28 protein-coding genes are annotated in these 26,204 nt (G+C 67.5%); 9 read left to right on the top strand and 19 right to left on the bottom strand.

Going from position 1 to position 26,204, the window contains the following annotated elements:
* Position 1 precedes the first annotated feature (1 nt).
* Genes AC1IQ6_RS08225 through AC1IQ6_RS08215 form a run of 3 tightly spaced genes read right to left on the bottom strand, consistent with a single transcriptional unit; the run spans position 2 to position 2,293 of the window.
* Positions 2 to 694 carry an amino acid ABC transporter permease gene (locus AC1IQ6_RS08225; protein ID WP_485866123.1) on the bottom strand — a complete coding sequence of 231 codons (693 nt, stop codon included), beginning with the start codon at positions 692 to 694 and terminating at the stop codon, positions 2 to 4.
* A gap of 4 nt (positions 695 to 698) precedes the next feature.
* Positions 699 to 1,490 carry an ABC transporter substrate-binding protein gene (locus AC1IQ6_RS08220; protein WP_102772694.1) on the bottom strand — a complete coding sequence of 264 codons (792 nt, stop codon included), beginning with the start codon at positions 1,488 to 1,490 and terminating at the stop codon, positions 699 to 701.
* A 53-nt stretch (positions 1,491 to 1,543) separates the two neighbouring features.
* The gene (locus tag AC1IQ6_RS08215) at positions 1,544 to 2,293 is read right to left on the bottom strand and encodes an amino acid ABC transporter ATP-binding protein (protein ID WP_111827156.1); all 750 of its coding nucleotides are present in this window, start codon (positions 2,291 to 2,293) and stop codon (positions 1,544 to 1,546) included.
* 130 nt (positions 2,294 to 2,423) lie between these two features.
* Between AC1IQ6_RS08215 and amaB the strand changes: the two genes are divergently transcribed.
* Both amaB and AC1IQ6_RS08205 read left to right on the top strand, forming a co-directional pair.
* Complete coding sequence (gene amaB, locus AC1IQ6_RS08210) at positions 2,424 to 3,926, top strand: L-piperidine-6-carboxylate dehydrogenase (RefSeq protein ID WP_111827155.1); 1,503 nt, start codon at positions 2,424 to 2,426, stop codon at positions 3,924 to 3,926.
* A 146-nt stretch (positions 3,927 to 4,072) separates the two neighbouring features.
* Positions 4,073 to 5,365 carry a phospholipase A gene (locus AC1IQ6_RS08205; RefSeq protein ID WP_111827154.1) on the top strand — a complete coding sequence of 431 codons (1,293 nt, stop codon included), beginning with the start codon at positions 4,073 to 4,075 and terminating at the stop codon, positions 5,363 to 5,365.
* A 120-nt stretch (positions 5,366 to 5,485) separates the two neighbouring features.
* On the opposite strand, the gene pdxK is transcribed toward AC1IQ6_RS08205, so the two are convergent.
* The 8 genes from pdxK to cnbCb form a co-directional block, all read right to left on the bottom strand.
* Positions 5,486 to 6,349 (bottom strand): pyridoxine/pyridoxal/pyridoxamine kinase, encoded by an 864-nt coding sequence (gene pdxK / locus AC1IQ6_RS08200; RefSeq protein ID WP_111827153.1) that lies wholly within the window; start codon positions 6,347 to 6,349, stop codon positions 5,486 to 5,488.
* A gap of 24 nt (positions 6,350 to 6,373) precedes the next feature.
* On the bottom strand, positions 6,374 to 6,739 hold the full coding sequence (locus AC1IQ6_RS08195) for a cupin domain-containing protein (RefSeq protein ID WP_102772699.1): 366 nt from the start codon (positions 6,737 to 6,739) through the stop codon (positions 6,374 to 6,376).
* A 56-nt stretch (positions 6,740 to 6,795) separates the two neighbouring features.
* On the bottom strand, positions 6,796 to 7,350 hold the full coding sequence (locus AC1IQ6_RS08190) for a helix-turn-helix domain-containing protein (RefSeq protein WP_111827152.1): 555 nt from the start codon (positions 7,348 to 7,350) through the stop codon (positions 6,796 to 6,798).
* Positions 7,351 to 7,425: 75 nt separating this feature from the next.
* Positions 7,426 to 8,208, bottom strand: coding sequence for an aldolase (locus tag AC1IQ6_RS08185; RefSeq protein ID WP_102772701.1), 783 nt, complete (start codon positions 8,206 to 8,208; stop codon positions 7,426 to 7,428).
* A 23-nt stretch (positions 8,209 to 8,231) separates the two neighbouring features.
* The gene (locus tag AC1IQ6_RS08180; protein ID WP_209166080.1) at positions 8,232 to 8,873 is read right to left on the bottom strand and encodes a glutathione S-transferase family protein; all 642 of its coding nucleotides are present in this window, start codon (positions 8,871 to 8,873) and stop codon (positions 8,232 to 8,234) included.
* Between the two features lie 3 nt (positions 8,874 to 8,876).
* A complete protein-coding gene (locus tag AC1IQ6_RS08175; RefSeq protein ID WP_485866122.1) occupies positions 8,877 to 9,848 on the bottom strand; it encodes a Bug family tripartite tricarboxylate transporter substrate binding protein in 972 nt (323 codons plus the stop codon).
* A gap of 388 nt (positions 9,849 to 10,236) precedes the next feature.
* On the bottom strand, positions 10,237 to 11,049 hold the full coding sequence (locus tag AC1IQ6_RS08170; RefSeq protein WP_485866121.1) for a DODA-type extradiol aromatic ring-opening family dioxygenase: 813 nt from the start codon (positions 11,047 to 11,049) through the stop codon (positions 10,237 to 10,239).
* 27 nt (positions 11,050 to 11,076) lie between these two features.
* The gene (gene cnbCb, locus AC1IQ6_RS08165) at positions 11,077 to 12,000 is read right to left on the bottom strand and encodes a 2-aminophenol 1,6-dioxygenase subunit beta (protein WP_485866120.1); all 924 of its coding nucleotides are present in this window, start codon (positions 11,998 to 12,000) and stop codon (positions 11,077 to 11,079) included.
* A gap of 242 nt (positions 12,001 to 12,242) precedes the next feature.
* Between cnbCb and AC1IQ6_RS08160 the strand changes: the two genes are divergently transcribed.
* Positions 12,243 to 12,728 (top strand): MarR family winged helix-turn-helix transcriptional regulator, encoded by a 486-nt coding sequence (locus tag AC1IQ6_RS08160; protein ID WP_485866119.1) that lies wholly within the window; start codon positions 12,243 to 12,245, stop codon positions 12,726 to 12,728.
* Positions 12,729 to 12,928: 200 nt separating this feature from the next.
* Here AC1IQ6_RS08160 and AC1IQ6_RS08155 read toward each other — a convergent pair whose 3' ends face one another.
* The 6 genes from AC1IQ6_RS08155 to AC1IQ6_RS08130 all read right to left on the bottom strand — a co-directional run bounded on the left by AC1IQ6_RS08155 (position 12,929) and on the right by AC1IQ6_RS08130 (position 17,125).
* Entirely contained in the window at positions 12,929 to 13,198 is a 270-nt protein-coding gene (locus AC1IQ6_RS08155; protein WP_479731313.1) for a hypothetical protein, read from the bottom strand.
* Between the two features lie 55 nt (positions 13,199 to 13,253).
* Positions 13,254 to 13,637, bottom strand: a complete 384-nt coding sequence (locus AC1IQ6_RS08150; protein ID WP_485866118.1) for an Hsp20/alpha crystallin family protein — start codon at positions 13,635 to 13,637, stop codon at positions 13,254 to 13,256.
* Positions 13,638 to 13,674: 37 nt separating this feature from the next.
* The gene (locus AC1IQ6_RS08145; protein ID WP_485866117.1) at positions 13,675 to 14,118 is read right to left on the bottom strand and encodes an Hsp20/alpha crystallin family protein; all 444 of its coding nucleotides are present in this window, start codon (positions 14,116 to 14,118) and stop codon (positions 13,675 to 13,677) included.
* A gap of 255 nt (positions 14,119 to 14,373) precedes the next feature.
* The gene (groL, locus tag AC1IQ6_RS08140; protein WP_111827146.1) at positions 14,374 to 15,996 is read right to left on the bottom strand and encodes a chaperonin GroEL; all 1,623 of its coding nucleotides are present in this window, start codon (positions 15,994 to 15,996) and stop codon (positions 14,374 to 14,376) included.
* A 31-nt stretch (positions 15,997 to 16,027) separates the two neighbouring features.
* The gene (locus AC1IQ6_RS08135) at positions 16,028 to 16,345 is read right to left on the bottom strand and encodes a co-chaperone GroES (RefSeq protein ID WP_102772711.1); all 318 of its coding nucleotides are present in this window, start codon (positions 16,343 to 16,345) and stop codon (positions 16,028 to 16,030) included.
* Between the two features lie 159 nt (positions 16,346 to 16,504).
* Positions 16,505 to 17,125 (bottom strand): diguanylate cyclase, encoded by a 621-nt coding sequence (locus tag AC1IQ6_RS08130; RefSeq protein ID WP_485866116.1) that lies wholly within the window; start codon positions 17,123 to 17,125, stop codon positions 16,505 to 16,507.
* Between the two features lie 161 nt (positions 17,126 to 17,286).
* On the opposite strand from AC1IQ6_RS08130, the gene AC1IQ6_RS08125 reads away from it, so the two are divergent.
* The 4 genes from AC1IQ6_RS08125 (at position 17,287) to AC1IQ6_RS08110 (ending at position 22,699) form a co-directional block, all read left to right on the top strand.
* Positions 17,287 to 18,072 (top strand): helix-turn-helix transcriptional regulator, encoded by a 786-nt coding sequence (locus AC1IQ6_RS08125; protein ID WP_168202324.1) that lies wholly within the window; start codon positions 17,287 to 17,289, stop codon positions 18,070 to 18,072.
* Positions 18,073 to 18,217: 145 nt separating this feature from the next.
* The gene (locus AC1IQ6_RS08120) at positions 18,218 to 19,765 is read left to right on the top strand and encodes a PA domain protein (RefSeq protein ID WP_485866115.1); all 1,548 of its coding nucleotides are present in this window, start codon (positions 18,218 to 18,220) and stop codon (positions 19,763 to 19,765) included.
* 104 nt (positions 19,766 to 19,869) lie between these two features.
* Complete coding sequence (locus AC1IQ6_RS08115; RefSeq protein WP_485866114.1) at positions 19,870 to 21,525, top strand: 3-(methylthio)propionyl-CoA ligase; 1,656 nt, start codon at positions 19,870 to 19,872, stop codon at positions 21,523 to 21,525.
* Between the two features lie 31 nt (positions 21,526 to 21,556).
* Positions 21,557 to 22,699 (top strand): porin, encoded by a 1,143-nt coding sequence (locus AC1IQ6_RS08110; RefSeq protein ID WP_168202323.1) that lies wholly within the window; start codon positions 21,557 to 21,559, stop codon positions 22,697 to 22,699.
* Positions 22,700 to 22,746: 47 nt separating this feature from the next.
* Here AC1IQ6_RS08110 and AC1IQ6_RS08105 read toward each other — a convergent pair whose 3' ends face one another.
* A complete protein-coding gene (locus AC1IQ6_RS08105; protein ID WP_181390923.1) occupies positions 22,747 to 22,917 on the bottom strand; it encodes a hypothetical protein in 171 nt (56 codons plus the stop codon).
* Between AC1IQ6_RS08105 and AC1IQ6_RS08100 the strand changes: the two genes are divergently transcribed.
* On the top strand, positions 22,916 to 23,797 hold the full coding sequence (locus AC1IQ6_RS08100; RefSeq protein WP_479731311.1) for an alpha/beta hydrolase: 882 nt from the start codon (positions 22,916 to 22,918) through the stop codon (positions 23,795 to 23,797). The genes AC1IQ6_RS08105 and AC1IQ6_RS08100 overlap by 2 nt on opposite strands.
* Before the next feature lie 12 nt (positions 23,798 to 23,809).
* Here AC1IQ6_RS08100 and AC1IQ6_RS08095 read toward each other — a convergent pair whose 3' ends face one another.
* The gene (locus tag AC1IQ6_RS08095; protein ID WP_485866113.1) at positions 23,810 to 24,955 is read right to left on the bottom strand and encodes a helix-turn-helix transcriptional regulator; all 1,146 of its coding nucleotides are present in this window, start codon (positions 24,953 to 24,955) and stop codon (positions 23,810 to 23,812) included.
* Positions 24,956 to 25,211: 256 nt separating this feature from the next.
* Here AC1IQ6_RS08095 and AC1IQ6_RS08090 point away from each other — a divergent pair, with 256 nt between their 5' ends.
* Entirely contained in the window at positions 25,212 to 26,204 is a 993-nt protein-coding gene (locus tag AC1IQ6_RS08090; protein ID WP_479731309.1) for a DODA-type extradiol aromatic ring-opening family dioxygenase, read from the top strand.

Raw genomic sequence — 26,204 nt, 5'->3', positions numbered from 1 at the left:
CTTACCTCGTGTTCCAGGCGGGCCCCGCCAGCCACAGGCTCACGCCGCGCGACAAGAGCAGCATGCAGCCGTAGATCAGCAGGTAGCCGGCCGCGATGGTGAGGAAACTTTCGTTGGGCACGATGCGGTCGCTGTTCATCTGCACGCCGGCGGCGACCAGTTCGAACACCGTGATCAGGGACAGCAGCGAGGTGTCCTTGATCAGCACGGCGGTCTGGCCCAAGAGCGGCGGCAGCGTGTTGGCGAAGGCCTGCGGCAGCACCACGTAGCGCAGCCGCTGCTGGTAGTTCATGCCGCAGGCCTTGGCGCCTTCGATCTGGCCGCGCGGTACGGATTCGATGCCGACGCGGATGATTTCGCTCATGTAGGCGGCGTGGTGCAGGGTCATGGCGATGACGCCCAGCGCCATCTCGCTCCACCCCTTGGCTCCCGGCACCAGCGCGGGCACGGCGTAATAGACCAGGTAGATCTGCACCAGCAGCGGGGTCGAGCGGATGAACTGCACATAAGCCGCCACGGGGCGCCAGACGGCGCCGCGCGGCGACATGTGGGCCAGCGCGATCGGAATGCCGGCCAGCACCGACAGCACCAGGCTGGCGCCCGCGGCGATGAGGGTGTTGGCCAGTCCGGTGGCGAACTGGCCTGCGTACTGGCTGACGATGCGCCAGTTGTAGAAGTCGATCAGCCAGTCCATGGGGCTAGTGGTCTTTCTTCCAGTCGGTGGAGTACCAGTACTTGACCTGTTCCGGCAAGGTGTTGTCGGCCGTCTTCAGGGTCTGCCAGTTGTCCAGCCAGAACTTCAGGCGGAAGGCGTTGGGGCCGACGGCGAAGGCCAGCGGCTCGCGCACCATGATGCCGTCGAGCACCCGCAGGTTGCCGAAGTCCACCAGGAACTGGTTGGCGGTCGACATCGACATGATGCCGGCGTCCAGCCGGCCGCTGGACAGGGCCTGCCCCACCGGCGCGCTGCCGCCGGAGTATTCCTTCATGGTGGCCTTGGGCAGCATCTTCTTGCCCACTTCCGCATAGGTGCTGGCGCCCAGCACGCCCACGGTCACGCCTTCCTTGTCGAGTTCGGCGTACGACTTGTAGGGAGAATCCTTGGGCACCACGGCCACGGTCTCGGCGTAGAACATCGGGGCCGAGAACAGCACCTGGGCCGCGCGCTGCGGCGTGGGCGTCATGTCGGCGGCCACCATGTCGGCCTTGCCCGAGAGCAGCGCCGGAATCAGGCCCTTCCATTCGTAGTCCTGCAGCACCAGCTTCACACCCAGGTCGTCGGCCATGCGCTTGGCCACTTCCACGGCCAGGCCGGTGCGCTTGCCGCTTTTGTCCATGAAGCTCATGAGCGGGCCCGAGGTCTGCACGGCGACGCGCAGCTCGCCGCGCTTGAGGATGTCGGCCAGCTCGTCGGCCTGCGCCGGCGCGGCGGCCGCGGCGGCGGCCAGGGCAAAGCCCGCCACGCCCAGCCATTGTTTGATTTTCAGCATGTCTAACCCCTTGTGGTGAATGGACCTGGTGAATCCGGGCGCGGCGCCCGGCCCTACAGAATCCGCTCCAGGAAGGCGCGGGTGCGCGCCTGCCTGGGACGGCAAAACACCTCTTCGGGCGTGCCCGCCTCGACGATGCGCCCGGCGTCCATGAACAGCGCGCGGTCGGCCACGTCGCGGGCGAAGCCCATTTCGTGGGTCACCACGGCCATGGTCATGCCGTCGCGCGCCAGCGCGCGCATCAGTTCCAGGATGCCGCCCACGGTTTCGGGATCGAGCGCGGACGTGGCTTCGTCGAACAACATCAGTTTGGGGTCCATGGCCAGCGCGCGGGCGATGGCCACGCGCTGCTGCTGGCCGCCGGACAGCTGGCTGGGATAGCGCCCGCCGTAGTCGGCCATGCCGACCCTGCCCAGCAGTTCGCGGGCATAGCTTTCGGCCTGCGCGCGGCCGCGGCCGCGCACCACGCGCTGGGGCAGCGCCACATTGTCCAGCGCGGTGCGGTGCTGGAACAGATTGAAGTGCTGGAACACCATGCCGACCTCGGTGCGCCAGCGGTTGAGGTCGGTGCCCGGGTCCGTGAGCGACACGCCGTCCACGCGGATGGCGCCGCTGTCTATGCTTTCCAGGCCGTTCAGGGTGCGCAGCAGCGTGCTCTTGCCGGAGCCGGAAGGCCCCACCACCACCATGACCTCGCCGCGCCCGAGCTGGCAATCGATGCCGTCGAGCGCGCGATGCGGGGCCTGCCCATCGCGCTGATAGGTCTTGGTGACTGCCTGAACAACCAGCAAGGGTTCTGCCACGGTTTCACCTATGCAAAGTGCGGCCGGCGAGCGCGGCCAAAAAGGTTTCGCATTTCAGGCTGGAGTTTCGTATAGTAAATTTTTTTCCAGCGTCGCCAGCTAGGCATAACCCTTAAGCGAAGGAACCAGCATGGACAATCCCCAAGACATCTTGCGCGCGCTCGGGCTGAAGCCGGAGGCGCTCGCCGGCGGCACGCTGAGCGCGCGCAGTCCGATAGACGGCGCCGAACTGGCGCAGGTCCACGAGCACACGGTGGCGCAGGCGCATTCGGCCATCACGCGCGCGCGCCAGGCCAGCCTGGCGTGGCGCGACATGCCGGGGCCGCGGCGCGGCGAACTGGTGCGCCTGTTCGGCGACATCCTGCGCCAGCACAAGCGCGAACTGGGCCGCCTGGTCAGCCTGGAGGCCGGCAAGATCCTGGCCGAAGGCGAAGGCGAGGTGCAGGAAATGATCGATATCTGCGACTTCGCCGTCGGCCTGTCGCGCCAGCTCTACGGGCTGACCATCGCGTCCGAGCGCCCCGGCCACCGCATGATGGAGACCTGGCATCCGCTGGGCGTGGTGGGCGTGATCAGCGCGTTCAACTTCCCGGTCGCGGTGTGGTCCTGGAACGCCGCGCTGGCGCTGGTCTGCGGCAATGCCGTGGTCTGGAAGCCTTCGGAGAAAACGCCGCTGACCGCGCTGGCCTGCCAGGCGCTTTTCGCCCAGGCCGCGCAGCGCTTCGGCGACGCGCCGGCCGGCCTGTCCGAAGTGCTCATCGGCGGGCGCGACATCGGCGAGGCGCTGGTGGATTCGCACGCGGTGGCGCTGGTGTCGGCCACGGGCTCGACCCGCATGGGCCGCCAGGTCGGCCCGCGCGTGGCGCAGCGTTTCGGCCGCGTGCTGCTGGAGCTGGGCGGCAACAACGCCATCATCGTCGGCCCCACGGCCGACCTGGACATGGCCGCGCGCGGCATCGTGTTCGGCGCCATCGGCACGGCCGGCCAGCGCTGCACCACCACGCGCCGCCTGATCGTGCACGCCAGCGTGGCCGACGAGCTGCTGCGCCGCCTGAAAAAGGCCTACGCCAGCGCGACCATCGGCAGCCCGCTGGAGGCGTCCACGCTGGTGGGGCCGCTGATCGACCGCGCTTCGTTCGACGCCATGCAGGCCGCGCTCAAGGCGGCGCGCGAACAGGGCGGCCAGGTAACCGGCGGCGAACGCGTGCTGGCCGAGCAGTACCCCGACGCCTGGTACGTGCGCCCGGCCATCGCCGAAATGCCCGGCCAGACCGACGTGGTGTGCCACGAAACCTTCGCGCCCATTCTCTACGTCATGCGCTACACCGAGTTCAACGAGGCGCTGGCCCTGCACAACGGCGTGCCGCAGGGGCTGTCCTCGGCCATCTTCACCAACGACCTGCGCGAGGCCGAGACCTTTCTGTCGTCGGCCGGCTCGGACTGCGGCATCGCCAACGTGAACATCGGCACCTCGGGCGCGGAGATCGGCGGCGCGTTCGGCGGCGAGAAAGAAACCGGCGGCGGCCGCGAATCGGGCTCGGACGCGTGGCGCAACTACATGCGCCGGGCCACCAACACCATCAATTATTCGCGCCAGCTGCCGCTGGCCCAGGGCATCAAGTTCGGCGAATAAGCCGCGTTCGCGCCCTGCCCGCCCGCCCCCGCGCGTCGTCCCCGACGCGCGGGGGCTTACGCTTTCTACATACGCTTGGTCAGCCTTACAAACTGTTTCGGGGGTCGGTGCTACATTTCCTCGTCACAAAACCAAGTCATGTCCCTATGCATACAAGCCGTTCCGCACGCCCCGTCCCGTTCCTGCGCGCCCTGACCGCCGCCCTGGCCCTGGGCGTGGCCGGCAGCGCCGCCGCGGGCGTGTCATACCGGCTGGACCGCCCCTCGGCCGCCCCCGGCGAGACCGTCACCATCGAAGCGGTTTACTTCAACGAAGACACGGCCCGCGTCACCTGGGAAGCCCCGCCCGAGCTGGTGCTGCAATGGCGTGGCCAGGACGGCCAGATCGTGCGCAGCCTGGCCAGGCTGCGCGGCGGCCCGGCCAGTTTCAGCGTGCCGGTCAACAGTTTCGCGCGCATCGCCTGGACGGCCGAGGTGCCGTCCAGCGCGCACGGCCTGCAGGCCGTGTCCATCGAGGGCCAGCCCGCCATGATGGCGCTGGACGCCACCGGCCGCGACAGCGGCACGCTGGCCAGCACGCCCGCGCAAGGCCCGGTGGTGGACGCGCGCAGCGGCGAACCGGTGCCGCCGGCGGCGGTGGCCGCGGTCGGCGCGGCGCCCGAAGGCGGCCCCTCGCCCGACGCCAGCGCGGTGCCCACGGTGCAGCAGCAGACCGCGTTCGACCGTTTCCGCAGCTCGGTTTCCGAATACAAGCCGGTGTATTTCGACATCGGCACGCGCGGGCAGACCACCGCACGCTTCCAGATCAGCGCCAAGTACCGCCTCTTCAGCCCCCAGGGCGGAAGGCCGGCGACCTGGGACGAGAATTTCTACCTGGCCTATACCCAGACCTCGCTGTGGGACCTGGAGGGAGACTCCATGCCCTTCATCGACACCACCTTCAACCCCAGCGCGTTCTGGCTGTCCGACAATATCTGGTCCTCCGCCAGCCAGAACTGGCGCTTCGGCATGAACACCGGCGTCGAGCACAGCTCCAACGGCAAGGACGGCGAGGACTCCCGGTCGGTGAACGACGGCTACATCGAACCGCGCCTGCACTACCGCTTCGACGGCGGCAGCACGCTGACCTTCGCGCCGCGGGTCAAGGCCTACTTCGGCGTGGCCGAAGAAAACAGCGATTACTCCGACTACGCCGGCCACGTCGACTGGCAGCTGCGCTGGGCCCAGGACAACGGCGCCGTGGTCTCCGCCCTGTACCGCCAGGGCGATCAGAAGCGCCGCACCACGCAGCTGGACTTCGCCTGGCCGCTGCAGCGCACCTGGCTGAACATGAACGGCTACCTGCACCTGCAGTACTTCAACGGCTACGGCGAAACGCTGCTGGGCTACAACCAGCGCAACGAATCGCAGTTCCGGATCGGGTTGTCGCTGGTGCCGTAGGGGGATGGTGGGTTGAGGTGCCTGATGGGTGTAGCGCGAAAAATCCTTGGCAAGAACACGAATATCGAACGCGCGAAACCCATCAGACGCCGCAACCCACCATATCCCCCCAACAAACACCTATCCCTCCACCGCCAACTCCTCCCACCCCAGTTCACGCGTGCGCTGCAGCGCCGCGGTGACCTGCCCGGCCGCAAGGCGCACGGCCTGCACCAGCTCCGCGCCCTTCAGCAGCCCGGCCGTAACCGCAGCCATGAACACGTCGCCGGTGCCATGCACCGACGGCGGGATGGCGATCTCCGGATGGGTCACGACGCTGACGGCGTCGCGCGTGACCACCGCCAACTGCAGCGTGCCGGGCTCGGCCGCCATCGGCGCGGCGCTGGTCACCACGATCCACTGCGGACCGAGCGCGATGAGTTCGCGCGCCGCGGCCACCACTTCGTCCATGGACGACAGCGTGCGGCCGGCCATCTGCTCCAGCTCGAAATGGTTCGGCGTCATGCCGTCGGCCAGCGGCACCAGCAGGTCGCGGTATTGCGCCACCAGCCCCGCGTCCACGTACAGGCCGTCGTTGCGGTCGCCCATGACCGGGTCGATGTACACGCGGACCCCGGGCCGCGCGGCGCGCAGCGCCGGCAGCCAGGCGGCCAGCAGGCCGGCCTGCCCCGGCTGGCCCAGATAGCCGCAGACCACGGCGCGCGCCACCTTGGTCACGCCGCGCTCGTCCAGCCCCTGCAACAACCCCTGGAACCAGTCCAGCGGCGTGGCCCCGCCATGCAGCGTGGGGTAATGCGGCGTATTGCTGAGAATGACGGTAGGCAGCGCGATCGCGCGCAGGCCCGCCTTGCGGAACACCGGCATGGCGGCGTTGTTGCCGACATATCCGTAGACGACCTGGGACTGGATCGAAACAACGTCCACCTGCACGGTGACGGCGGGCAGCTCGGCCCCCGGTTGCGGGCCAGCGGCGATGGCGGTCATGGGGCTTGCTCTCCTGGCAGGGCGTTACGCCATGCGGGTGACGAAATAGATCTTCTTGACGAACTGGTCCACTTCCCAGCGGCCGGTATAGCCTTCCGGCATCACGAAAGCCTCGCCCACGGTGAGTTCGTGCACCGTGCCGTCCGGATCGACCAGCCGGGCCGAGCCCTCGACGATGTAGCCGAACTCGATATAGCCGGTGGTGTTGGACTGGAACACGCCCGCCGTGCTTTCCCACACGCCGGCCTCGGCCTTGCCGGCGTTGCCTTCGAAGGCCGTCACGGTGCGGAAGGCGGCGTCGCCCGAGATCGGGCGACGCGGCTTGCCGGGCACCGGGTTTCTCATGGGGCCGGCATCGATGCGGACCAGCCGCGATTGATCGTTTTTCATGGCATTTCCTGTGTCTGCTGTATCTGTATCAGCATTATGCGGCAGACCGGAACGCTTCAGTGCGCCGCCACCACCAGCACCTCGGCCATTGCCCGGCTGACGGTGCGCATGCGGTGCGGCAATTCCGAGTCGAAATACACGGAATCGCCGGTTTCCAGGCGGAACTGGCGTTCGCCCACGCGCACTTCGACGGCGCCCTTGAGCACCAGCAGGAATTCCTCGCCGGGATGCGGAAACACCGCGGCGTCGTCCGGGAACTCGCGCGGCGGATGCACCACGAAAGGCTCCATCGCCTTGACCTTGCGGCGCCCGGCCAGCGATTCGTAGTGGTAGGCGCTGCCCAGGCCGCGGCGCTGCAGCGCCTCGCGGTCGGCCACCCGCACCACGCTGACCACCTCGTCCTGCGCGGCCTCCTCCGACCCCACCAGCTGGGACACGCCCACGCCATAGGCCTCGGCCAGCCTCAGCACGGTCGAAATGGACGGCTCGCTCAGGCCCCGCTCCAGCTTCGAGAGGTAGCTCTTGGTCAATCCGGTGCGCTGCGCCAGCTGTTCCAGGGACAGGGACTGCTGGCGCCGCAGGGCGCGCAGGCGATGCGGCAGGTCGATCATGGACAAAAGGGTTGGGAAAATCCAACCGCAAAGAATGCCCTAAACCGGCCCGCCCGTCGAGCCGCCGCGTCGCTTTCAGGCGAGCGCGTCGGGGTGCGCGCGCAGCGCGCGCCGCGCGAAATACGAAAACCCCACCTGCGAACGCTTGGGCGTCAGGATCCAGTCGTGGGCCTCGCGGCCCAGCGCCGGCGGGATCGGCTGGATCTTGCCGGCGGCCATGGCCAGCAGCTGCATGCGCGCCGCGCGCTCGAACTGCAGCGCCAGCACGCAGGCCTCTTCCACCGACCCGGCCGCCACCAGCATGCCGTGGTGCGACAGCAGGATGGCGCGCTTGGCGCCCAGCGCGGCCGAGATGATCTCGCCCTCTTCATTGCCCACCGGCACGCCCGGCCAGTCCTTCAGGAAGGCCACGTCGTCGTACAGCGGGCAATTGTCCATGTGCGAAATCTCCAGCGGCACCTCCAGCATCGACAGCGACGCGGCATGCAGCGGATGCGTATGGATTATGCAGTTCACGTCCGGACGGGCGCGGTAGATCCACGAATGGAAGCGATTGGCCGGATTCGGCATGCCCCCGCCCTCCTGGACGCGCAGGTCCTCATCGACCAGCAGCAGATTGCTGGCGGTGATCTCGTCGAACCCCAGGCCCAGCCGCTGCGTGAAATAGCGGTCCGGCTCCGGCGCGCGCGCGGTGATCTGCCCGGCCAGGCCCGAGTCGTGGCCGCCGTCGAACAGGATGCGGCACGTCAGCGCCAGCTTCTCGCGCAGGCTCCAGTCGGGCGTCTCGAACTGGCGCTGCATCTCGGCTTGCGCGCGCGCGATCAGTTCATCTTTTCCCAAGTGCATCGTATCGGCCATCATTGCTCCATCGGATTGAGTCGTCATGCCGCTTCGATCAACGGCGTAAAGCCCGGCAAGGCGCGCATGCGCGCCAGCCAGGCGTCGATATGGGTGAAGGCGGACAGGTCGTAGCCGCCCTCCGCCGCCATGCTGGTATAGGGAAACAGCGCGATGTCGGCGATCGTGGGCGCGCTCCCGACCAGATAGTCCCGGCCCGCCAGGTGCGCGTCCATCCAGGCCGCCGCCTTCATCCCGATCTCGCGCCACGCCCGCATGGCGGGATCGTCCACCTGCGCCGTGCGGCGCAGATGGATCAGCAGCCGCGGCTGCGCGAAGGCATGCATGTGCTGGGTCTGCTCGAAACTCAGCCAGCTGCTGACCTGCGCCTGCGCCAGCCGCCCGGCCGGCAGCCAGGGCGTGCCCTGCCCCAGATACCAGAGTATGGCCTGCGACTCGGCCAGCCACTGGCCCTCCGGCGTAAGCAGCACCGGCACCTGGCGCCACGGATTGAGCCGCGCGAAGGCCTCGGTCTCCAGGTCTCCCTGCACGATGTCGAACGTGCGCCGCACGATGGGCAGCCCCATGTAGCCACAGGCCAGCCGTACCTTCCAGGCGTTGCCGGAACGCAATGTATCGGCCAGCTCCAGCGGCTTGCCCGCCAGGGGATGAGGAGTCGGGTTCATCGGTCAGTCCATCCTGATGTCGGCGCGCTTGACGATCTCGGCCCACTTGGCCTTCTCCCCGGCGATGAAGCGCCGGTACTCGTCCGGCGTGCCGGTATACAGCTGCGTGCCCTGCGCAGCCAGCCGCTGCCGCAGCTCGGGCGAGGCCAGGGTCTTCTGCAAGGCCGCGTTCAAGGTTTCCAGCACGGCGGGCGGCGTGCCCGCCGGCGCGAAAAACGCGTTCCACGAACTGATCTGCAGCCCCGGATCGCCCACCTCGGCCGCCGTCGGCACGTCGGGCGCGGACGGCAGGCGCTGGTCGGCGGCCACCGCCAGCGCGCGCAGCCTGCCCGAAGCCGCATGCGGCATGATCACCGGGCTGGCGTCCATCACCACGTCCACCTGCCCGCCGATCGCCGCGTTCACCGCCTCGCTGCCGCTCTTGAACGGCACGTGCATCACGTCCACGTTCGCCGTCAGCTTCAGCAGCTCCAGGCCCAGATGGGGCGAACTGGCGTTGCCCGCCGAGCCGAAATTCAGCTTGGCCGGATTGGCCCGCGCGTAGGCCACGAATTCGCCGAACGTCGCCGCCGGCAGCCCGGCCCGCACCGCCAGCAGGTACGGCGAGCCGGACACCATGCCCACGGGTACGAACTTGTCCGCATCGTAGCCGAGCTTGCGGTAGATCAGCGGATTCACCACCTGCGTGCCCACCGTGCCCATGAAGATCGTATAGCCGTCGGCCGGCGCCGTGGCCGCCAATTGCGCCGCGATCACCCCGCCCGCGCCCGGCCGGTTCTCGACCACCACGCCCTGCCCCAGCGCTTCGCCCATCCCCTGGCCGACCTGCCGCGCGACGATGTCCGTGATCCCGCCCGCGCCGAACGGCACCACCAGCCGTATCGGCCGCTCCGGATACGCCGCCGCCTGCGCGCCGCTTCCGCCCGCCACTGCCGCCGCCAGCGCCAGCGCGCTGACCATGCTCTTGAACCCCATGTCGATCCCCTTTATGCCGCAATCATGTTTGCGATGACACAAAGTGTCCTATAGAACATTGATTTTCCGCAAGCGAAACGATGCAGGGGAAATCCCTGAGAGGTGGGTGTTGGCTTTTCGTTGGCGTTCGTTTTTGGCTTTGGCGGGGAAGACGCGCCAATGGGGAGGACGACGATTTGTTCTGTTCTGCGCGGACGGACGAGCCGCGGGCTGAAGGAAGGCGACCTTCTTGGCGAGCGCGATGAACGGGCGTAACGGTCTTGGCCCGCGGAATTGGGGTACGCGGCACGGAGAAGCTTGTGGCCGGTAGCCGTTTCCGGCCCCGGGACGGGGTCCCGCTCCCACATACGCCGATGAGTACCGCTAAAACTTGCCTATGCGACACCCACTACTGAAGCCTGAACTCCACGACAGCGCCCCCGCTCCCATATAGCGGCGCATATTCATGCACGACAGCCTGCCTGAAACCGCCGCCCATCGCGCCCAGCAGCCAGTGAAAGTGCTTCAGGCCCATGTCCGGGCGTGCCTGCTCGGCGTATTCGGGCAGGATGGCGCGTACCGCATCCACATCGCCGCCTTCGATCAGCGCGAGCAGCCGGCGATTCCACGCGTCGTCGTTTTCGGACACGTAGCGGTCTTTCCGGAGATCGATGTTTTCCCGGAACATGCTGTTGGACAAACCGCCGATACCCACGACGGCGACACGCTTGTCGTGCAAGGCGGCGGCGGCGATGGCGCCCAGTTGCTCGGTCTGCTCGCCGCTGTGGTAAAGATTGTTCGCGGCGGCGACCATGGGAAGCGCAGATGTTCCGAAGCCCATCAGCGTGGCGGCGGTTATCGTGCCGGTATCGATCGGAAACTGGTCGTAGTCCACGCCGCGCGTCTTGATTCCCGCACCGTTGCAGGCATCGATACAGCGCTGCGCCAGCGCGGGCTCCGAATGGATGTCGAACGGTTGCTCGCCAAACTCGTGCCAGTTTTCATCGACATGCAGGCCCGTGCTGCGCGGCCGGGTAATCCACAATTGGTCCAGCACCGCGAACCACTGAGTGGAGTAGACCAGCACGCAATCGGGTCTGGATGCGGCAAGCGATTCGCCGGCTGTGGCCAAGGCGTCTCGAAGGCGTCCCCAGGGCGCGATGTCGGGCCGCAGCTGCGGCAGCGGGCTGCCCGGAACCAGGAATGCCGATACGATGGACATGAGATCTCCCCTTTTCTTTGCGTGCCGTCAGGCGGCCTGCCCCGCGGGCTGCAGGCTTGAAAGACCCGCTGCCTGAAGATCCCACTCGATGACCGCATTGCCGGTGCCGATGACGGTTCCGTATCCGTGCAGCCTTCCGGCCAGCTCCGGATACCCCATCGCCGCGTGCATCCACGTGAAGGCGCCCGATTTCACCTCCGCGAAAGCTTCGTCGATGAACTGGGGCAGCAACTGGAAGGTTTCCTTCATGCGGCCCTGGCGCATGAGGTCGATCATGCGCACATCCCATTTGTAGCCGTCGTAGCGCTCCGGATGCTCCTTGGTCATGTCTTCGGGCAGTTCCGGCTCTTCATGAAAATGCCAATGGGACAAGGTGTTGCTGGCCAGGAGGACGGCCCGGCGTCCCGTCTTGCGAATGGCCTCGCGCGTGGCGCGGCCCAGTATGTCCATCTCGCCCAGGCCCTCTTTGGTGTTGAGGTAGTACGGCGTGTTGTTGGCGGAGATTCCCACCACCGGGATGTCCCATTGCGGCCGGATCATGTGCAGCGTGGTGATGGTTCCGTAATCCGGCCGGAACTTCGGGTTGCGCATCATCTTGCTGACCAGGCCGGCCTTGGCGGCCTCGTCGCAGCATGCTTCGGCCAGCTCCACATCGACGTCCATGCCGAAGTCATAGCGGAAGATGTTGGGAAAGATGGGATCGACCGAGCGGCCGGCAAGCCGGGGAACCCCCAGGAAATGATGGCCAACCTGGGTGATCCAGTGCGGCGAATGGACCAGCAGCACATCCGGCTTCAGACGCTCGATGCTCTCGCGTGCCTGCGCATAGGCCCATCGCAACGGTTCCCAGCCGCCCTGCGAACGCGGCTCGTTCTGCGGCGGGTTTTCGCCATACACCAAGTGGGGCGGATGCGGCGCCAGGAAGCCGGCGACAATCACTCCTTCGCTCATGGCGAATCTCCTTGAATTGATGGCTGGAACTCGATGACTTTCTGACGCTACCGCCATTTAAGATGTGTACGTACTATCTTATCGAAAGAGAAATTTCCTCGGAACATGGTAGTTACCCTTTAGTCGATTGCGGCAACAATGCTGGGTCCCAGCGTAATATGGCTCACCACCCTGGAAACAAGCCCAGCACGATGCCTCCAAAACATCCAGTCCGTCCCGCTCGCGCGGGTTCTTCGCGTCCGATGATCACGCCGGAAGTGCAGGTCCTATTGCAGAACTTCCGGCTCGAAAATGTGCCGTCCCATCTGCTGCGGCGCGCGCATTTCAAGGCCGAAGAGATCTTCGCCAACACCTTTTCCCGCGAAAGCGTCACGCCAAGACAGAAAGCGGCCTTAATCCTGCTCCATCAAGATCCCGGACTCAGCCAGAACACATTGGCCGAACGGCTCGCCATGGACCGCAACACCGTCGCCGAGATGATCAAGCGCATGCACCGCGGCGGGCTCATAGAGCGCAGGCCGTCGCCCACGGACGCGCGCGCCTATCAGCTTTACATTGCGCCGGCCGGCGTGGAGCTGCTGTGCCGCGTCATGCCGCGAGACGCCACGGTGGAAGACCAATTACTCGCCCGGCTGCCCGAGGAATACCGGAGTCTCTTCGTGAAATGCCTGCGCCTGATCGCGGACAACGAAGCCCCCGGCAAGAACGACGGCCGCTCGGCCCCCTAGCGCGGCTGGACGTTGCGCGTCGGCGTTATGCGCCAGAACGTGTTCGAGAGATCGTCGGCGACGATCAGCGCGCCTTTCGGATCGACCGTCACGCCTACCGGACGACCGCGGGCCGTCCGCCCTGGTCTGGCCCGGCCGGTAGGCGAACCGCAGAACGGCGTCCTGGTTGGCGACATAGCGCCGCTTTTGGCAGGGCGGCCTTACGGCGCCGCGACGCGCTGACTGATCCTGCCCGAATCGATCAGCAGTTTCAGATAGGCCGTTCCCTCCTGGATGGCGCTAGCCGGCGTATCGCGGGGCGTAAGCGGGCACGGAATGCACCAATCCACGAGAACCAAGGTGGAGTGCGTGACCTGGACGAGCGGCAGAAAGCCCTCGGGAAGCGTGCCGCGCTGTTCCAGGCAGCGTAACGGCACGGCGCGCACGCCCAGGCGGAATCCTTTGTGTTCGGTAAGGACAAGGTCGTTCATGGAGCGGCTCCGGCGCGCCGCGGCGGTGCAGAGCCGCCGCGGCGCGCGCAATGCATCACGCCACCGTCACCGGAATCTGGCGCGGCTGCGCTTCGCGAATGCGCGGCACTCGCAGCGTCAGCACGCCTTGCCGCAGGCTGGCTTGGATCGCCTCCTTGTCAAACTCCGGCCCCAGCCTGAAGGAGCGGCGAAACAGCGGTTCGCGCAGTTCGCCATGGATCAGCCGGACACCGGCGGGAACCGGAACCGCGGCTTCGCCTTCGATGACCAGCACCTCCGATTCCACCTTGACGCTCAACCTGTCCTTCGTGACGCCAGGCAGGTCCGCCAGGACGGTGACGCCCGCAGCGTCTTCAAAGATGTCGACCGCGGGCAGATTGGCGGGACGTTGCTCATTGGAACGGCCGCCCTGTTCAACAAGTTCGTTACGCTCGTTCATGATCGTTCCTCCTGAGTAGGATGAGGGGAAGCTTGCATCACTGGATTGCAACAAGCCGCGGCTTCGACGACTCTTTCTTCTTGATGGATATCAGCAGGCAGCCGTCGATGTACCGCGCCTCGACCTTGTCCGGATCGACGTCGCCGGGCAACTCGATGACGCGCGTGAAATTCCCCTCGGCGCGTTCCCGAGCGTAGTAACGGCCGTTATCCGGCAGGGGCGGCATGCTCCGCGTGCCGCTGATGGTGAGCAGCCCCTTCTCTATGGATACTTTCAAGGCGTCGGGTTCGATGCCGGGGACGAAGCCGACGACCACAGCGGCGTCATCCGAAACCCCGATGTTGACGGGCGGGAAGCGTCCGCGTGGCAACGACCGCAATGTGGCCGGCGAGCCCGCGCTGCGAAAGATCCGGTCCATCTGCTCCTGGACCGCGTCAAAGAGAGAATCGAAACCGCTGTCGCTGAAAGGGTAGTTGGCCATAATTACCTCCCAAGTTCGTCTGGAAGGATCGAGACCGCGCCACGTCGCCGCAAGAGCGACCGGCACTCGATCGCTTCAATGCGGATATAGGATTCAACCGCGCGGATTCAAGAGTCCGGGTCCTTTGATTTAAAAAATGGCGGTCCCGGGCGCTATAGATTTTTTCTGCGGCCCGTTGCAACGACAAAAAAGGGCATCGCGCCGCCGGCGCGATGCCCTCAGAGCAGACTGGATGGCTTGGCCGTTATTCCGCCGTCAGAAGTCCATCGCCTCGGCCGCGGCGGCCTGCGGCTTGGTTTCTTCCGGAACCTGCGCGATGGTGGCGGCGGTGGTCAGGATGAGCCCCGCGATCGAAGCCGCGTTCTGCAATGCGGTGCGCGTGACCTTCGTCGGATCGACGACGCCGATATCGACCAGGTCGCCATAGTCGCCGGTGGCGGCGTTATAGCCATAGTTTCCTTTGGCTTCCATCACCTTCGCCACGACCACCGAAGGCTCTTCGCCTGCGTTGGCCACGATGGCGCGCAGCGGAGCCTCGAGCGCCCGCAGGATGATGCGAATGCCCGCATCCTGATCGGCATTGGCGCCTTTCATATCCTGTATCGCCGCCCGGGCCCGCAGCAGCGCAACGCCGCCGCCGGGCACGATGCCTTCCTCGACCGCCGCGCGGGTCGCATGCAGCGCATCATCGACGCGATCCTTCTTCTCCTTCATTTCGACTTCGGTTGCGGCGCCCACCCGGATGACGGCGACGCCGCCCGCCAGCTTGGCGACACGCTCCTGCAGCTTTTCGCGGTCGTAGTCGCTGGTGGCGTCGTCGATCTGCTTGCGGATCGACTTGACGCGCGCATCGATGGCCTCCTGCTTGCCGCCGCCATCGATGATGATGGTCTCTTCCTTGCGAACTTCGATCCGCTTGGCGCTTCCGAGGTCTTGCAGCGTGGCCTTGTCCAACTGCTTGCCCGTTTCTTCCGAGATCACGGTGGCGCCGGTGAGGATCGCAATGTCCTCCAGCATGGCCTTGCGGCGATCGCCGAAGCCTGGCGCCTTCACCGCGGTGACCTTCAACACCCCGCGCATGGAGTTGACCACCAGGGTGGCAAGCGCCTCGCCTTCCACGTCCTCGGCAACGATAAGCAGCGGCTTGCCCGCCTTGGCGGCGCTTTCCAGCACCGGCAGAAGCTCGCGAACGTTGGAGATCTTCTTGTCGTACAGCAGGATCAACGGATCATCGAGCTGAGCGATCTGCTTTTCCGGGTCCGTGATGAAGTATGGGCTCAGGTAGCCGCGATCGAACTGCATGCCTTCCACGATATCCAGTTCGTTGTCCAGCGACTTGCCATCTTCCACCGTGATCACGCCCTCGCGCCCGACCTTGTCCATCGCGTCGGCAATGATCTTGCCGATCGCCTCGTCGGCGTTGGCCGACAGCGCCGCGACTTGCGCCGTCTCTTTGCTGGTGGAGATGGGCTTGGACATCTTGCGCAGCGCCTCCACCACACCGGAGACGGCCTGGTCGATGCCCCGCTTCAGATCCATGGGGTTCATGCCGGAGGCCACGTACTTCATGCCTTCCTGGACGACCGCCTGCGCCAGCACCGTGGCGGTGGTCGTGCCATCGCCCGCGACGTCGGCCGTCTTCGATGCGACCTGCTTGACGATCTGTGCGCCCATGTTCTCGAACTTGTCCTTCAGTTCGATCTCCTTGGCCACCGAGACGCCGTCCTTGGTAATGACCGGCGCGCCGAAGCTGCGTTCGAGCAGCACATTCCGGCCCTTCGGGCCGAGCGTCACCTTTACGGCATCGGCCAGGATATTGACGCCCTTGACTACGCGGCTGCGGGCGCCGTCGTGGAACTTAACGTCCTTCGCACTCATTTCTAGCTCCTCAATCCATAGGCTGGCGGCGTCAGGCCGCCTTCTTCAGTTGAGCGTCTTGCGACGTGAGCACGGCGAAAACATCCTCTTCGCGCATGACCAGCAGTTCTTCGCCGTCGACCTTGACGGTCTGGCCGGCATACTTGCCAAAGAGAACGTGGTCGCCGACCTTGAGTTCGGGCGCCTGCAGCGAGCCATCTGCGTTGCGCTTGCCCTGGCCGACCGCGAGGACCTCTCCCTGTTCGGACTTTTCCGCCGCCGAGTCGGGGATGACGATGCCGGATGCTGTCTTGCGCTGCTGTTCGATTCGCTTGACGATAATCCGGTCGTAAAGGGGACGGATCTTCATGACTCTATCTCCTGAAGTCTTGATCATCAAAAAGTGAATGCCGGCGCACTGCAGCGACATGGCGGGGCGGCGTGCGCCGTACAGCCCGTGATGGGTGCGGAAAAAAATTATGGGCGCCGCCAAGCCGCTTCAAGAGCGGAAAATGATTCAAAATGAAACTTAACGAATCAAAATGCCCTTTCCCCGTCCCAGGCGGTACACGACCTTTCGACGCAGCTCGCGTCCGTCCGGCAGCAGCGCAACGGGACAAGGCGCGGAGCGTCCGCCATCAGCATCCAGCGTGCGGTCGTCGCCGTCCATTTGACTCCACAGGCCGCCCTTGCGAGGCCGGAACAGCCAGCGGACGTAGCCGCGGTGAGCGGCAAGGTCGAGCAGGGCCTGCTGGTCCGGAGCCTCGACGACGACCGCCCGGTTCGCCTCGCGCGCGTCGGAATAATCCGCGAACGCCCTACGGCAGGCGAGCGCTTCGGACACCGGCGCATTGAGGCGCCACCATCCGGGACTCGCCACACGCTCCACATCCCAGGCGCCGAGTCTCCATGCCGCCTCCAGCATTGCGCGGTCGATGACGGCATAGTCGCGCCAGCGCAGGTTGATCTGCAGCGCAGAACCCGCGACGGAGTGCAAAGCGCCGGCCGCCCTTTCATCACGGTGGAATCCGTGCCAGTGCAGGATCAGGATGATCGGCGTGTCCGATTTCTGTGTAGCGGTCGCGCTGACGGCGTACAGCGGAAGCCTCAGCGCAGCTATGTGCGAAGTGATGGTCTCGAGGATATCCATTCGCTGACTCCAACGACTTGCAGCCCTTTCTCACAGGCCAAAGCGACAATATCGTTTCGCCGAATTTATCGCAGGTGCTTTGCCCGGGCAACGTCAGTTGGGGTACAAGTAGCGCCAACCCCGCGCTTTCGCCCGGGCCACAAGCCATGAAGAACCGCTTTATGACGCAGCCCCGCTCTCTTGCCGGCCAACCGCGGCGTTTCCAGACGCCCGACTTCGAGGCGCTGATCGAAGCCGCAGGCGATCTCATCTACACCCTGGACTTCGAAGGACGCTTCACCTACATGAACCGGGCGTTCGAACAGGTGCTGGGCTATGAGCCCTGCGCCCTGCTGGGCCGTCACTTTACGGAGATCCTGACCGAGGAGTCCGCAAAAGTGGCGACGCGCCATTACCAGCAAGGCCTGCTCGGCCAGGAACGGACGCCCTTCTTCGAAGTGGAGGCGCGCCGGCCCGACGGCGGCGTCGTGCACTTGGAAGTGCGCGCCGGCGCGCTGATCCGCGATGGCGAGATGGTGGGCAGGCAGGGCATCGCCCGGGACATCAATGCGATCAAGGCGCTGCAGACGCTGGTGACGGAGAAGTCGCAGCGCGTGACGCTGCTGGAAGAGCGCACGCGCATCGCGATGGCGATGTACGCGCGCATCGCCGAACTCGTCTACGCCGACCCCGGCGCTGGGTCGGCGGGCGGCGAGATGCTGCAGGAAGTGCAGCATGCGTTCGACCGGCTCGCCGCCCAGAAGCACGGCCTTTCCGTGGCCGACCTGCGCATCCTGGGACTGCTGGCGCAAGGGCATTCGAACGGCGAGATCGCGGACATCATCTGCCGCAGCCCGCATACGGTCAAGGACAGCGTCAAGAAGATCATGCAGCGGCTGAACGCAAGGCGGCGTGCCGAGGCGGTCGCCTGCGCCATCAAGCTCGGCCTGATCGCGCCGCCCTCCTGAACGGCGCGGAACTTGTGATTCCCGCTTTCGGGGGGGCAATACCCCTCCTTGGAGGTCTGCCCCCGACAGCCGGCGGCGGGAATAATCGGCTTGTGCGCCCTCGACGGCGCGCCAGCGAAAACAACACGAGACAACGGAGACACGCATGCTCTACGCACCAGGGCAGCCTTGGCGCCTGCGCCGCGCGGCGGGCGCGGCCTTGTTGATTGCCGGCCTGACGGCCTGCGCCGCACGTCAGGAATCCCGCGCGCCGGCGGGCGCGCTGCCGCCGCAAGCGGCGGTCGAGGTGGACCGGACGCAGTTTTATCCGGAAGCCCGTCTGCGCGCATGGCAGGAAGACCTGGACCGTCGCGGGCTGCGCGACACGGGCTCGCCCGCGCATGAGGCCTACGTCGACGCGCTGTACGAACGCCTGCGCGAGGCCGGCGTGGCGGATCTGTACTTCGAACCGGTGGCCATGACCCGGTGGGCAGCGCGGCGCTGGTCGCTGGAGCTGGCCGACGGCGCCGACCGGATTCCGACGGCTGGCTATATCCCCTACTCCGGCAGCACCGGCGCGCAGGGGCTGGTGGCGCCGATACGCTATCTGCCGGTCGGCCGGCGACCGGACCGCAGCGTGGCGGGCAGCATCGTGGTGGTGGAACTGCCCAGGCCGTCGCTGACCAGCGATTTCTTCCATGCCATGGCGCTGTACAAACACGATCCCGACAACACGCTGCCACCGGGCGCGCCCTATGCGCGTCCTTACCAGATAATCGACGCGCTGGTGCAGACACTGGAAGCGCTGCAGGCCGCGGGCGCCGCCGGCGTGGTCGCGGTCCTGGACGAACCCGCCGATATCGCCGCGGGCCTGTACGCCCCGTACGACCGCCAACTGCGCAAACTGCCAGGCGTTTACGTGGACCGGGCGGCCGGCGCCCGCCTGAAGGCGCTGGCGCGCGCCGGCGCCCGGCTGCGCCTGGTACTGGATGCCGATACCGAGGCTGTCGTCACGCGCAACCTGATCGGCATCATTCCCGGCGCCAGCAGCGAGCTGACCGTCATCAACAGCCATACCGACGGCACCAACGGCATCGAGGACAACGGTCCCAACGCCATCGTCGACATCGCCCAGTACCTGGCGCGCCTGCCACGCGAGGCGCTGCCGCGCAGCATCATGATCATGCTCTCCAGCGGCCATTTCGCCGGCGGCGTGGGCATACAGGACTTTCTGGCGCGGCATCGCCAGGACGGCCTGCGCGGCCGCATCGCCAGCATCGTCACGATAGAACACCTGGGCGCCACGGAATGGCTGCCCGGACCCGACGGCCGCCTGGCGCCGACGGGCCGCGACGAGCCCGCCGCGATCTTCCTGCCGCGCGTCCCGGCATTGGTGCGCGCCGCGTCGGCCATGCTGCGCAATGCACAGGTTGCGCCCGCGTTCGTCATGCCTCCGCTCAATCCGGACGGCGACGGCGGCCCCAACACGGCCACGTGGCCGGGCGAGGGCCAGTATTTCTGGGGTGGCGCCCGCCTGCCCACGCTCAACTACATCACCGGGCCGGACTACCTGCTGAATTACGACGTCACCACTGCCGACAAGGTGGACTACGGCCGCATGCGACGGGAGACGGCCGCGATCACGCAAATGCTGCTGGACCTCTCGCGCGAGCCCTACGAGGCGCTGCGCGCCGAACAGCCGCCCCCTCCCTGAAAGCGCGGCCCCGCCGCGTCCGCCCTCCTTTGCTAAGCCGGCGCCGGCCCGGATGCCGCCGGCCCAGGCGCGCCTGCGCGCCGCCTCACGATATGGAGCTCTAGATGACCCGGAATCCCCCGCCCGCGCTCGCCGGCCTGATGATGCGCCAGCCTCTGCTCGTCTCCCAATTGCTACGCCACGCCGCCCGCCACTTCGGCACGGTCGAAATCGTGTCGCGCCGCGTCGAGGGAGACGTGCACCGCTACACCTACGCCGACTGCCATCGGCGCAGCCAGCGCCTGGCCCGCGCGCTCGCGGCGCTGGAGGTGCGCCCGGGCCAGCGTGTGGCCACCCTGGCCTGGAACGGCTACCGGCATCTGGAGCTCTATTACGCCGTGTCCGGCGCCGGTGCCGTGATCCATACCGTCAACCCCAGGCTGCACGCCGACCAGGTGGCCTACCTGCTCAACCACGCGGACGACCAGTACGTGTTCTTCGACGTGGGCTTTCTGCCGCTCCTAGAATCGGTGGCGGCGCGATGCCCCGGCGTGCGGGGCTATGTCGCCCTTTGCAGCCGGGAATACATGCCTTCGTCCGCCGCCCTGCCGGGGCTGCTGTGCTACGAGGACCTGCTGGCGGCCCAGCCCGAAAGCTACGACTGGCCCGAACTGAACGAGGAATCGGCCTGCGGACTGTGCTACACGTCCGGCACCACGGGCCAGCCCAAGGGCGTGCTGTACTCGCACCGGTCCACGGTACTGCACGCCTATGCGGTCGCGCTGCCCGACGCGCTCAACCTTTCTTCGCGCACGGCGGTGCTGCCTGCAGTGCCCATGTTTCACGTCAATGCCTGGGGCATTCCCTATGCCGCCCCGCTCGCCGGCTGCAAGCTGGTGCTGCCCGGTCCCGCGCTGGACGGCGCCTCGCTGCATGCGGTGATAAAGGACGAAGGCGTAACGTCGGCGGCCGGCGTGCCGACCGTGTGGCTGGGGCTGCTGGGCCATGCGGAACGCAACGGCCTGAGCCTGTCGGGCCTGCGCCACGCGGTCATCGGCGGCGCCGCCTGCCCGCCTGCGCTGTTGCGCAGCCTGCGCGACGGCTACGGCGTCGAAGTGCTGCACGCGTGGGGCATGACGGAACTGTCGCCGCTGGGCACGACCGCCGTGCTGCAGCGCCGGCACCTCGCGCTGTCGGAGGACGAACGGCTGGCCGTTCTGGGCAAGCAGGGGCACACCGTCTTCGGCGTGGACATGAAGATCGTGGACGGCGGCGGCGGCGAACTGCCCTGGGACGGCAAGAGCCGGGGCGAGCTGCTGGTGCGAGGTCCGTGGGTGATGGAGCGCTACTTCGGCGACGACGACAGCGCCGCCGCGACCGGGGCGGACTGGTTCGCCACCGGCGACGTAGCCACGATCGACGCCGACGGCTACATGCAGATCGTCGATCGCAGCAAGGACGTGATCAAGTCCGGAGGGGAGTGGATCAGCTCGGTCGAGATCGAGCACGCCGCCATGGAACACCCTGGCGTGCAGCAGGCCGCATGCATCGCCATCGCGCATCCCAAATGGGACGAACGTCCCCTGCTTCTGGTGGTGCCGCGCGAAGGCGCCGACGTCGGCAAGCAGGAACTGCTGCGCTTCATCGAAGGGCGCATCGCCCAGTGGTGGATGCCCGATGACGTGCTGTTCCTGCCCTCTCTGCCGCTGGGCGCGACAGGCAAGGTGCTCAAGAAGCAGTTGCGCGAACAGTACGGCGGCTACCGGCCCGCGGCGGCCTGATGCCGGCCGCCAGCAAAACGGGCGCCAGGCCATGAAACGGCGCGTCCTGAGAATCGCGGCGCTCGCCTTCGCAGCCGCCGGCGCGGCCAGCCATGCGGAACCCGGGCTGGCCTTGTACGGCGTCGTGGACGCGGGCCTGAACCTGATCGACAACGGATCGGCGAGGTCCGCCTCCATGAAGTCCGGCATCATCAGCGGATCGCAGTTCGGCCTGCGCGGCACGGAACATCTGGGCGGTTCGCTACGCGCGGTGTTCCAGCTCGAGGCCAGCTTCGAATCCAATTCCGGCGCCTACAAGCCCTACTTCGGCGATCCGTCGAGCGCCACTGCGCAAGCGCCCAATGGCGCACCCGGCAAGGGATTCAACCGCCGCGCGTTCGTCGGCCTGGAAGGCCGCTACGGCATGCTGCAACTGGGCCGCGACTACACGCCGCTGTACTGGGCGGTGCTGGATAGCGACCCGCTGAAGCTCGGGTCCTACGGCAACATGCAGCAGATCGTGCTTTTGTCCGGCACGGGCTCGGACCGGTTCGGGCGCGCCAGCAACGCCGTCTTCTACACCTCGCCCCGCGTCGCCGGACTGCGGGGCCGGCTGATGGCGAGCCTGGGCCCCGCTGCCGCGCGCAGCGCGTCGGACGGCCCGCCCCGCAGCGCGAGCCGCATGATCGGCGCATCCGTGGACTACACGCAGGATGGGCTGACGCTCAACGGCGCCTATCAGCTGCTGCGCCTGCCCGAGATCGCGGGCTCGCCGGCCGCCTACACCGGCGCCACGGGACTGCGCCGCGACATGCTGGTCGGGCTCAAGTACGCCAGCGGCGACTACACCGTGGCGGGTGGCTACTTCCGGGTGCGCCATCCGGGGCGCCGCGGCGACGGCAGCGACATCTGGGCAGGCGCGTCCTTGCGGTTGGGAGCGGGCGTGCTGGCGTTCAACGTCCAGCGCATGCGGCAGGACGTGCCAGGAAGAAGCCGGCCTGGCGAGGCCACGGTGTTGGGCCTGAGCTATATCCACGCGCTTTCGCGGCGCTTTTCCCTGTACGCGTCCTACGGCATGGTCAACAACGGCGCAAACGCCGCCTTCTCGCTGCTGTCGAGCGATACCGCGGTCGCGCCGGCGGCGCGCGGCGATGACATCCGGGCGCTCGGGGTTGGCATGCGCTACGTGTTCTGAGCCGGACCGCGGTCTTGCCCGCCATATGCTTCAAGCCTAAAATACCGTCACGTCATCGACGGCAAGGCGCCGCCCGGCAGTTCCACGGCGCGCCGCTCTCCTCCTGCCGCAAGACCGCCAGCCAGAGGGCCGTCCGCACAGGCCGGCCCCATCGTCCCGCCGCGTGGCCGCAAGGCCTGCGCGGGTTTCTGCACGTTCTTGACCACGAGGAAAACCATGGCCTTCGATTCTCGTCCGGCGCCTGCGCGCGCCAATTTTCCCGGCGGCGACGCCTACGCCGCGGAAGTATTCGAGCGCTCCCGCCGCGCCGCCGCGGACCGCGGTCTGCACTACCACCCCGACATCCCCTACGACGACGCCACAGGCTGCCGCCTGGATCTCTACGCGCCGGCGCGCGCGCCGGCAGACCTGCCCTGCCTGATCTTCGTGCACGGCGGCGCGTTTTCGCTGGGCTGCAAGGAATGGATGGGATTCATGGCGCCGGCCGTGACGGCGACGCCGGCCTTGTTCATCTCGGTGTCGTACCGGCTGGCGCCCGGCCATGTCTATCCTGCCGCGGTGCGCGATGTCGCCGCCGCCGTGGACTGGGCCTGGCGCAATGTCGGCGCATACGGCGGCGATCCCGCGCGCCTGTTCCTGGGCGGCCACTCGGCGGGCGGCCACCTGGCCAGCCTGGTGGCGCTGGACCGCCGCTGGCTGGATGAACGCGGCCTGCCCGCGCGCGTCATCAGGGGCGCGCTGCCGATCAGCGGCCTGTACGATCTGGACTACGACGGCGGCGACGCGGTGGGCGCCGCGGCGCTCGCCATACGCCGGCGCTTCATACCGGACGACTCCCACGTGCCGGCGGCCAGTCCGATGCATCATGTCGGACCGCAGGCGCCGCCGTTCTATCTCGGAGCGGGCGAACACGACCTGGGCAGGCTCGCGGCCGAGGCGCTGGCCATGCGGGACCTGCTGAGCCAGGCCGGCGTGCCGGCGGCGGCGGAGATCTACCCGGATCACGATCACTACGCCGCCAGCAGCCGCTGCGTGGACGACAGGCACCCGTGGATCACCCGGGCGCGCGCCTTCCTGCGCAGCGGCAGTCCGATATAACGGCGCGCCCGCTCAGGCCGGCGCCGCGCCCTCCTGGCGACCGATCATCTGCGCGGCCGCCGAACAGAGGACCTGTCGCACCAGGTCGGCCTGCCGACGCGCGCCGGCCTTGCCCAGCACCTGGTTCAACTGGTAGCGCGCGGTGCCCACCGTAATGCCGCGGCCGCGCGCGTATTCCTCGACCGTCCAGCCCGCCACCAACGCGCTCGCGAGCCTCGCCTCGGCCTCGGTGAGGCCGAACAGCGCGCGCAGGGCCGCCACGGGGAAGCGGGCGCCAGCCTGCGACTCTTGCACCAGCGACACCAGCACCAGGGCGCCGCCGTGCGGCTGAGAGGCTTGCAGCCGCTGCAGCGCCAGCTGCGTGCGGCCCTGTCCGTTTTCCAGGGTCAGGAATACCGGCTCGGCCTCCAGCGACGCCTGCGCCAGCGCGTGCGCGAACCGGTACTGACCAGCGGCGTCGGCGCAGATCCGGCCGCTGCGCAATCGCAGGCCCGCGCGGCCGTCCAGCCCTTCCCGGGCGCGGCGGTTCGACCAGACGAGTCCGCCAGACTCGTCGCACAACGCCAGCGCGCAGGGCCAGGCTTCCAGGTAGCGGTCGACCAGCGCGGACACGCTGCGGTCGAGCCCCACGGATTGCGCCAGCGTAGCCGCCTGCAGCAGATGCGGCGTGAGCTTGCGCAGCCGCTCCAGGCGGCGCGGAGAAAAACCGCCGTCATCGCGCGGATCCTGGTGCACCGCGATGGCCACCCAGCGCGTGCCGCCCATGGGCGCCATGGCCCCCATGAAGCGCCCCAGGCCGGCGCGGCGCAACTGCAGATGGAGTCGGTCGCGTAACGGCGCCTCTTCCGGCAGAAAGAGTTCTCCGTCGGTGGCCATGCGGCCCGGCCGTCGCGCGACCCGCTGCAGGCGCCAGGCTTCCAGTCGGGGATTGCGGGCGTCGGACACCTCCGCCCGATAGGCCTCCATGTCGATGCGCGTGTCGTACGCCGCCCAATAGGGAACGGCGCGCGCGCCCTCCAGATCCAGGCACTGCAGCACGGCTGAATGCGCGCCGACATCGCTGCACAGCCGGTCCAGCACGCCGGCCCAGCGGCTCGGGTCCGTGCAACAGGCATACAGGTCCAGCAGGAAAGAATCAGATGCTGCGCCGAGAGCCATGAAGACACCCACACTATCTGAACGAAAAGCGCTCATCGTCCGGCAAGCCCGCCGGCGCGGCAACTGGGGTTTGCCATGAAACGGGTCCGGCATCTCCCATTTGAGAGATGACGGCCGCGCGGGGGAAATCCCATACTGCCTCGCGTGCTCATCCGGCGCACTGCTGCCGCGCCGGATTCCGCGCCGCTCGAGGAGGAGCGGGCGGCGCGGAAAGCACGCCCACTCACCGCCCTTCGCAGGCAGAACAGGAACCGCCATGAAAGACAACACGGACACGCCGATAGTCGCCGCATTCGCGATGACGCACACGCCGGGGCTGGGCAACCAGACCGGACTTGCGCAGCCGGAAACGCTGCGCCGCCTCCTGGACGGCTTCGACGTGGTGCGCCGCCAGATCGAAACCGCCCGGCCCGACGTAATCGTCGCCTTCGTCAACGACCATTTCGACATGTATACGCTGCATGCCATGCCGGGCATGGCCATCGCGCTCGGCGACACGCACTGGGGGCCGACCGAGGCGACGCAGGACTGGATCGGCATGCCGCGCGCGCCCCGCCCCGGCCACGCGGCGCTGGCCGGGGACATCTACCGCAGCGTCATGGAAGACGGCTTCGAGCTGTTCCGCAGCGAGTCGGCCGAACTCGTGCACAACGTGCTGATGCCGGCCAAGTACCTGTGGCCCAGCGCCAGCATTCCAGTCGTGCCGATCTTCCTCAACTGCTTCGCGCCGCCGCTGCCGACGTGGCGCCGCGCGTACGAACTGGGCGTCAGCGTGCGCAAAGTCCTGGACCGGCGGCCCGAGCGCATCGCGCTCATGGCCAGCGGCGGCCTGTCGCACTGGCCGCCCATCACCATCGACGAGGACGCGGCGGACGATCCGCTGATGCAGCGCGTGCAGCGCTGGCAGATCCTCGGCGCGGCCGCGCTGCGCGAGGACCCGGAGCTGCCACTGGCCATCCTGCGGCGCGAAGCCGAAATGGCCGCGTCCGGCCGCGACTTGGTCAATGCCGAATGGGACCACCGCATCCTGCAGAAACTGGCCGCCGGCGACCGCGAGTTCATGTTGTCGCTCACCCACGAGACGGTCAGGGCCCAGGCGGGTCCGGGCGGCGCGGAAATGCTGATGTGGACCGCGCTCATGGGCGCGATGCGCGACGCGCCGGCCGACATCGTCGCCTACGAAGCCGTGCCCGAGTGGATGGGCGGCGTCGGTGTGCTGAGCTACGCGCGCAGCCTGGGCCGCGCCTGA

The organism is Achromobacter sp. MUI-25009338, assembly GCF_057359325.1.
Note: the sequence above shows the minus strand (reverse complement) of the source record. Positions and strands in the feature narration are given on the sequence as shown.

Bases quoted from the DNA above. Each gene is read 5' to 3' on its own strand.
- AC1IQ6_RS08145 (WP_485866117.1), bottom strand. From the start codon at position 14,118: ATGGCCAACTACCCTTTCAGCGACAGCGGTTTCGATTCTCTCTTTGAC.
- AC1IQ6_RS08125 (WP_168202324.1), top strand. From the start codon at position 17,287: ATGACGCAGCCCCGCTCTCTTGCCGGCCAACCGCGGCGTTTCCAGACG.
- AC1IQ6_RS08160 (WP_485866119.1), top strand. From the start codon at position 12,243: ATGATCACGCCGGAAGTGCAGGTCCTATTGCAGAACTTCCGGCTCGAA.
- AC1IQ6_RS08195 (WP_102772699.1), bottom strand. From the start codon at position 6,739: ATGAAAAACGATCAATCGCGGCTGGTCCGCATCGATGCCGGCCCCATG.
- AC1IQ6_RS08100 (WP_479731311.1), top strand. From the start codon at position 22,916: ATGGCCTTCGATTCTCGTCCGGCGCCTGCGCGCGCCAATTTTCCCGGC.
- groL (WP_111827146.1), bottom strand. From the start codon at position 15,996: ATGAGTGCGAAGGACGTTAAGTTCCACGACGGCGCCCGCAGCCGCGTA.
- AC1IQ6_RS08190 (WP_111827152.1), bottom strand. From the start codon at position 7,350: ATGATCGACCTGCCGCATCGCCTGCGCGCCCTGCGGCGCCAGCAGTCC.
- AC1IQ6_RS08130 (WP_485866116.1), bottom strand. From the start codon at position 17,125: ATGGATATCCTCGAGACCATCACTTCGCACATAGCTGCGCTGAGGCTT.
- pdxK (WP_111827153.1), bottom strand. From the start codon at position 6,349: ATGACCGCCATCGCCGCTGGCCCGCAACCGGGGGCCGAGCTGCCCGCC.
- AC1IQ6_RS08220 (WP_102772694.1), bottom strand. From the start codon at position 1,490: ATGCTGAAAATCAAACAATGGCTGGGCGTGGCGGGCTTTGCCCTGGCC.
- AC1IQ6_RS08205 (WP_111827154.1), top strand. From the start codon at position 4,073: ATGCATACAAGCCGTTCCGCACGCCCCGTCCCGTTCCTGCGCGCCCTG.
- AC1IQ6_RS08180 (WP_209166080.1), bottom strand. From the start codon at position 8,873: ATGAACCCGACTCCTCATCCCCTGGCGGGCAAGCCGCTGGAGCTGGCC.
- AC1IQ6_RS08110 (WP_168202323.1), top strand. From the start codon at position 21,557: ATGAAACGGCGCGTCCTGAGAATCGCGGCGCTCGCCTTCGCAGCCGCC.
- amaB (WP_111827155.1), top strand. From the start codon at position 2,424: ATGGACAATCCCCAAGACATCTTGCGCGCGCTCGGGCTGAAGCCGGAG.
- cnbCb (WP_485866120.1), bottom strand. From the start codon at position 12,000: ATGAGCGAAGGAGTGATTGTCGCCGGCTTCCTGGCGCCGCATCCGCCC.
- AC1IQ6_RS08105 (WP_181390923.1), bottom strand. From the start codon at position 22,917: ATGGTTTTCCTCGTGGTCAAGAACGTGCAGAAACCCGCGCAGGCCTTG.
- AC1IQ6_RS08095 (WP_485866113.1), bottom strand. From the start codon at position 24,955: ATGGCTCTCGGCGCAGCATCTGATTCTTTCCTGCTGGACCTGTATGCC.
- AC1IQ6_RS08185 (WP_102772701.1), bottom strand. From the start codon at position 8,208: ATGGCCGATACGATGCACTTGGGAAAAGATGAACTGATCGCGCGCGCG.
- AC1IQ6_RS08225 (WP_485866123.1), bottom strand. From the start codon at position 694: ATGGACTGGCTGATCGACTTCTACAACTGGCGCATCGTCAGCCAGTAC.
- AC1IQ6_RS08155 (WP_479731313.1), bottom strand. From the start codon at position 13,198: ATGAACGACCTTGTCCTTACCGAACACAAAGGATTCCGCCTGGGCGTG.
- AC1IQ6_RS08150 (WP_485866118.1), bottom strand. From the start codon at position 13,637: ATGAACGAGCGTAACGAACTTGTTGAACAGGGCGGCCGTTCCAATGAG.
- AC1IQ6_RS08175 (WP_485866122.1), bottom strand. From the start codon at position 9,848: ATGGGGTTCAAGAGCATGGTCAGCGCGCTGGCGCTGGCGGCGGCAGTG.
- AC1IQ6_RS08090 (WP_479731309.1), top strand. From the start codon at position 25,212: ATGAAAGACAACACGGACACGCCGATAGTCGCCGCATTCGCGATGACG.
- AC1IQ6_RS08135 (WP_102772711.1), bottom strand. From the start codon at position 16,345: ATGAAGATCCGTCCCCTTTACGACCGGATTATCGTCAAGCGAATCGAA.
- AC1IQ6_RS08170 (WP_485866121.1), bottom strand. From the start codon at position 11,049: ATGTCCATCGTATCGGCATTCCTGGTTCCGGGCAGCCCGCTGCCGCAG.
- AC1IQ6_RS08120 (WP_485866115.1), top strand. From the start codon at position 18,218: ATGCTCTACGCACCAGGGCAGCCTTGGCGCCTGCGCCGCGCGGCGGGC.
- AC1IQ6_RS08115 (WP_485866114.1), top strand. From the start codon at position 19,870: ATGACCCGGAATCCCCCGCCCGCGCTCGCCGGCCTGATGATGCGCCAG.